The 5645-nt window shown below is 50.7% G+C and carries 6 protein-coding genes; 5 read left to right on the top strand and 1 reads right to left on the bottom strand.

Going from position 1 to position 5645, the window contains the following annotated elements; all coding sequences use genetic code 11:
* Positions 1-88: 88 nt before the first annotated feature.
* Positions 89-1060, bottom strand: coding sequence for a KpsF/GutQ family sugar-phosphate isomerase (locus ACWA6V_RS16295; protein ID WP_449523480.1), 972 nt, complete (start codon positions 1058-1060; stop codon positions 89-91).
* 306 nt (positions 1061-1366) lie between these two features.
* Between ACWA6V_RS16295 and ACWA6V_RS16290 the strand changes: the two genes are divergently transcribed.
* From ACWA6V_RS16290 to hisD, 5 genes are all read left to right on the top strand, one after another.
* The gene (locus ACWA6V_RS16290; protein ID WP_449523479.1) at positions 1367-1990 is read left to right on the top strand and encodes an MlaC/ttg2D family ABC transporter substrate-binding protein; all 624 of its coding nucleotides are present in this window, start codon (positions 1367-1369) and stop codon (positions 1988-1990) included.
* 202 nt (positions 1991-2192) lie between these two features.
* The gene (locus ACWA6V_RS16285; RefSeq protein ID WP_449523478.1) at positions 2193-2447 is read left to right on the top strand and encodes a BolA family protein; all 255 of its coding nucleotides are present in this window, start codon (positions 2193-2195) and stop codon (positions 2445-2447) included.
* A 70-nt stretch (positions 2448-2517) separates the two neighbouring features.
* Positions 2518-3783: a UDP-N-acetylglucosamine 1-carboxyvinyltransferase gene (gene murA / locus ACWA6V_RS16280; RefSeq protein ID WP_449523477.1), complete on the top strand. Its 1266-nt coding sequence runs from the start codon at positions 2518-2520 to the stop codon at positions 3781-3783.
* Positions 3784-3795: 12 nt separating this feature from the next.
* Entirely contained in the window at positions 3796-4431 is a 636-nt protein-coding gene (gene hisG / locus ACWA6V_RS16275) for an ATP phosphoribosyltransferase (protein ID WP_449523476.1), read from the top strand.
* 113 nt (positions 4432-4544) lie between these two features.
* A partial coding sequence (gene hisD / locus ACWA6V_RS16270) for a histidinol dehydrogenase (RefSeq protein ID WP_449523475.1) occupies positions 4545-5645 on the top strand: 1101 nt, incomplete at its 3' end.

The raw sequence follows: 5645 nt of genomic DNA, 5'->3' as shown, positions 1-5645 counted from the left end.
CGGTCAGTACACCGTCCACATCCAGCAATAAAAGTTTGATGCGGGCGGCGCGTTCGCGCAATTCAGGGTTCATGCGGTAATTCCGTTTTTAGATAATACCTGCACGCAGCAGGTCATTGATTTTTACGACACCCACCAGCGCCTTTTGTTCGTTGGTGATGAGTAATACGTTAATTTTTGCCTGTTCCATCAATGCCAGTGCTTCGGCGGCCAGCGTATTTTCGCGCAGCATTTTGGGGTGGATGTTCATCAGCTCACCGACTTTGGCGGTGCGGATATCAACACCTTTGTCGATACTGCGGCGCAAGTCACCGTCGGTAAATATGCCGAGTAAATCACCCTCCGGGTTCATCACGGTGGTCATGCCAAAGCCTTTTTCTGACATCACCATCAGCGCGTCCAGCATAGGCGTGTCGGGTGCTACGCGCGGAATGTCATCACCGCTATGCATCACATCCGCAACGCGCAATAAAAGTTTGCGCCCGAGCGCGCCACCAGGGTGGGAGAAGGCAAAATCTTCCGCAGTAAATCCGCGTGCTTCGAGTAAGGCAATCGCCAACGCATCGCCCATTACCAAAGTGGCAGTGGTACTGGAGGTGGGGGCGAGATCGAGCGGGCAGGCCTCAAATACAACACTGATATCGAGATTAACTTCAGCGATTTCGCCAAGGGTTGATTGCGCATTAGCGCTCATGCTGATGATTTTGATTCCGGCGCGCTTGAGCAGCGGCAGCAAGGTGACGATTTCGCTGGATGTGCCTGAGTACGAAATGGCGAGCACAATATCATTTTTGGTGATCATGCCCAGATCGCCATGGCTAGCTTCGCCCGGGTGCACAAAAAAAGCGGGTGTGCCGGTGCTGGCGAGGGTGGCGGCGATTTTTTTGCCGATATGACCGGATTTGCCCATGCCTGTCACTATCACACGGCCGGAACAATTAAGGATGAGTTCACAGGCCGCAGTGAATTGGCCATCGATACGTGCACTCAGCGCCGAAACTGCTTCGGCTTCCAGGCGGATGGTGCGCAAGGCGGAGCTGACATAGTCAAAAGCAGCCATAAAACACTTCCAAAATAACGGTTTACGCCAGTGATGGCGGTATAAGGTGGGGCATTATAACGGGCAGACCGGGCAAGGCGAGGGATGTTTGTGACTTTTTTCCCCGTGTGCGAGATATGGTGGCGCGGATGTAAATGGTATAGTGCGCGCCGCAAACCTGCTCACCGCGTCTCCGGTTTAATAAACCGCCACATCCAATAAGCAACGCATAAAGAATGGCACCATAAGGAATTCGCGCTGTCTGAGTTTCGCTATAAGGCCATCTCTGACTTACTGACTACACATCAATTAATGGAAGGTTCTACGATGAAATATTTGCTCACCAAAGTCTCTGGTGTTGTTTGCGGCTTAACCATGCTGCTGGGTACCAGTGTTATGGCGCAGGCACCTGCGGTGGCTGCAACGCAATCCCCGCAAGCGATTGTGGAATCTGTTGCGCAAAAGTTATTCGATCTGGTTAAGGTAAAAAATACGGAAAAAACCGCTGACGACGCCTACTATGCACAAGTTGAAGGGGCGCTCAATGATGTTGTGAATTTTCCATTTATCTCTGCATCCGTGATGGGGAAAGCTTACAAACAAGCTACGCCGGCACAGCGCCAGGCGTTTCAAAAAGTTTTTAAAGATGGCATGGTAAAGTCACTTGCCAAGGGTGTGCTGAGTTATGCAGATAGCAAGGTGACAATTGCCGGCGTCAACGAAGTTAATCCTGCCCGTCATATCGTGAAGCAGGAGGTAGCTATAGAAGGGGCTTCGCACAAGTTGGATTACACCATGCGCAAAGAAAAATCGGGCGAGTGGAAATTGATCAATGTTGTGCTCAATGGCGTTAATTTGGGCCAATCGTTCAGCGGCCAATTCAAGGCTAGCCTCAAAAAGTACAACGGCGATATCGACAAAGTGATCGCAAACTGGTTAGCAGATGCCTAAGCGTTCCAGCAACTATTGAATCGTGCGTCAAACCCCGGCCAAGTGCCGGGGTTTTGCTTTATGGGACAGGGTTTATACATGAGGGTTTATGGGTGCGATACGGGCGACATTCCGGTAAACTGCGCGCCTTATTTACTTATCGCTATATTATGTCTGCGTTTGCGGCGGGCATAGTTGGCCTGACTTCCCTATCGAGTAATCTATGCAAGCTGAACAAATCAAAGCGCTGATCGAAAACCAAATCCCCGATTGCGATGTGAAATCTGTAGATGTAATGGGCGACCATATCGGTCTGGTGGTTGTGAGCCCTGCATTTGCAGGCCTGACCCCCGTTAAAAAGCAGCAGTTGGTGCTGTCTACCCTGAGTGCGCAATTCGCTGACCGCAGTATCCACGCGGTGGATTACATTAAATCTTTCACACCTGAACAGTGGATACAACAGCAACAACAGCAGTAATACCTTCATTTCGCAGGCACTGGCATAAGCCGGGTCGGCATTTATTTTCTTTTTTGTTTTCAGGGTTGTGATGGATAAGTTTTTGATTGCGAGCGGCGGGCCGCTCACGGGTGAATTGCGTATTTCCGGCTCCAAAAATGCAGGCCTGCCACTTTTGGCGGCCGCTATTTTGGCTGATGGCGAAGTGCGTTTAAGCAACGTTCCCCATTTAAAAGATATGACCACCATGGTGCAGCTGCTGCGCACTTTGGGTTTGACGATTGAGATTCAGGGCGAGCACGTTGTTATTGTTGATCCTAATACAATTAGTTCTTACACCGCCTCTTACGAGCTGGTCAAAACCATGCGCGCCTCGATCCTGGTGCTCGGGCCTTTGCTGGCGCGTTATGGTGAAGCCAATGTGTCTTTCCCCGGCGGCTGTGCAATCGGTTCGCGCCCGGTGGATATCCACCTGCGCGGTCTTGAGGCGATGGGCGCAACCATTGAAATTGATGGCGGTTACATCCGTGCCCGTTCCAACGGTCGCTTGAGAGGCTGCCATTTCCTGATGGATATGGTCACCGTTGGTGGTACTGAAAACCTGCTGATGGCCGCGGTATTGGCTGAAGGTAAGACCGTGCTTGAAAACGCCGCGCGCGAACCCGAGATTGTCGATCTCGCTAATATGCTGGTCGCCATGGGTGCAAAAATCGAAGGCATTGGCACATCCAGCCTGACCATTTTCGGTGTCGAAAAATTGAATGGCTGTGAATACAGTGTGATGCCTGACCGGATCGAAACCGGTACCTATTTGGTAGCTGCTGCGGCAACGCGCGGCAAAATCAAGCTGACTCATACTCGCGCCGACATCCTTGAAGCGGTAATTTTGAAATTGCAGGAAGCGGGTGCCGATATCACCGTGGGTGAGGATTGGATCGCGCTGGATATGCACGGCAAACGCCCCAAAGCCGTGAGCTTGCGCACCGCACCTTACCCGGCATTCCCCACCGATATGCAATCGCAATTTATGGCGATGAATGCCGTCGCTGAAGGTGTGAGCCATATTACCGAAACGATTTTTGAAAACCGTTTGGTGCAGGTTGCTGAATTGAACCGCATGGGCGCGCACATCGAACTCGAACACAACACCGCTATTGTCACTGGTGTCGAGCGTTTGAAAGCGGCGCCGGTGATGGCGTCGGACCTGCGCGCTTCTGCAAGTCTGGTCATTGCCGGTTTGGTAGCTGACGGCGAAACCCTGATCGACCGTATTTACCACATTGATCGCGGTTATGAAGCTATTGAACAAAAATTCCAAAGCCTGGGTGCCAGTGTGCGCCGCGTAAAAGGTTCATAAAAGGTGGATGCCATGAGCCAAACCCTGACCATCGCGCTCACCAAAGGGCGCATTCTGGAAGAGACATTACCGCTGCTTGCAGCTGCAGGTATTGAACCGCTGGAAGATATGGAAAAAAGCCGCAAGCTGGTATTTGAAACTACCCAGCCGGGCGTGCGCTTATTATTGTTGCGCGGTGCGGATGTTCCCACTTACGTGCAATTTGGTGCGGCGGATATGGGCATCTCTGGCAAAGATACGTTGATGGAAAATGGCGCGGAAGGTTTGTACGAGCCGCTCGATTTAAATATCGCGCGCTGCAAATTAATGACCGCCGGTGTAAAAGGCGAGTCACTGCCTGCTGGCCGCATTCGCGTCGCCACCAAGTATGTGAATATCGCTAAACAATATTACGCATCGCAAGGTCGCCAGACGGACATCATCAAGCTTTATGGTGCTATGGAGCTAGCGCCGATTATGAATTTGGCCGATGAAATTGTGGATATTGTCGATACTGGCAATACCCTGCGCGCAAATGGTTTGGAACCACGCGAATTTATCGCGGATATCAGTTCCCGTTTGATCGTCAATAAAGCCTCGATGAAAATGAAGCACGTGCAAATCCAAACCATCATCGATCATATCGCTACCGCAGTAGTGGCCGATTAATTTTCTATACCATCGATTGCAAATGCCAATGGGTATTTGCAGTCGATAGGCTGCATGATCAACCTGTTATTTTTTTAGTTCACATTGTTATTGTTTTTTTAAAAGAGAATTCCATGTCTGAATCTATCATCACCCGTTTGGATGCAAGCCAAAGCGATTTTAATCAGCGCCTTGATCAATTGCTTGCGTGGGAGTCGGTAAGCGATACCCGCGTTGTCTCAGTGGTCGGTGATATTTTGCATCAAGTAAAAACGCGCGGTGATGCAGCCGTAGTGGAGTTCACTAATAAGTTTGATCGCCGCACAGCTCAGAGTGTTAACGACTTTGTGGTCACTCCTGCGCAGTTACAACATGCATTGACGCAAATCAGTGCCGAGCAGCGTGCTGCGCTGGAAATTGCCGCTGAGCGTATCCGCAATTATCACCAGCACCAATTGCAAAGTTCCTGGCGCTATACCGAAGCCGATGGCACTGTGCTCGGCCAACAAATTTCGGCGATGGAGCGTGTGGGTTTGTATGTTCCCGGCGGCAAAGCGTCTTATCCATCATCGGTGTTGATGAATGCAATTCCTGCGAAGGTTGCCGGTGTTGATGAATTAACTATGGTGGTGCCTGCACCCGATGGTGAAATCAGCCCCATGGTGTTGGCAGCGGCAGCAATCGCCGGTGTCGATACCGTCATTACTATTGGTGGTGCGCAAGCGGTTGCGGCACTCGCTTACGGAACTGAAACCATTACCAAAGTCGATAAAATTGTTGGTCCCGGTAATATTTATGTCGCTACTGCCAAGCGCGCGGTATTTGGTCAGGTGGCGATTGACATGATTGCTGGCCCGTCAGAAATTTTAGTTGTATGTGATGGTTTGACGGATCCCGATTGGATCGCAATGGATTTGTTTAGCCAAGCCGAACATGACGAGCAAGCACAATCGATTTTGTTGTGCCCTGATGCTGATTATTTGGATAAGGTCGAGGAGTCGATCAAGCGTTTATTGCCGACACTTGCGCGTGAAAGTATTGCAAGTGTGTCGTTAAAAAATCGTGGCGCGCTAATTAAAGTGGCCGATATGGAGCAGGCAATCGCGGTGAGCAATCGCATCGCGCCAGAGCATTTGGAATTATCGGTTACCGATCCGGAATCGCTATTGCCGCAGGTGCGTCACGCGGGAGCCATTTTTATGGGACGGTTTACTCCAGAAGCCCTCGGTGATTAT

This window comes from Cellvibrio sp. (genome assembly GCF_053579595.1).
The sequence above is the reverse complement of the archived record's forward strand: the minus strand, read 5'-3'. Positions and strand labels throughout refer to the sequence as shown.

What these genes read in the sequence shown, in the direction of transcription:
- ACWA6V_RS16295 (WP_449523480.1), bottom strand. Translation starts at nt 1,060, where the DNA reads ATGGCTGCTTTTGACTATGTCAGCTCCGCCTTGCGCACCATCCGCCTG.
- ACWA6V_RS16290 (WP_449523479.1), top strand. Translation starts at nt 1,367, where the DNA reads ATGAAATATTTGCTCACCAAAGTCTCTGGTGTTGTTTGCGGCTTAACC.
- ACWA6V_RS16285 (WP_449523478.1), top strand. Translation starts at nt 2,193, where the DNA reads ATGCAAGCTGAACAAATCAAAGCGCTGATCGAAAACCAAATCCCCGAT.
- murA (WP_449523477.1), top strand. Translation starts at nt 2,518, where the DNA reads ATGGATAAGTTTTTGATTGCGAGCGGCGGGCCGCTCACGGGTGAATTG.
- hisG (WP_449523476.1), top strand. Translation starts at nt 3,796, where the DNA reads ATGAGCCAAACCCTGACCATCGCGCTCACCAAAGGGCGCATTCTGGAA.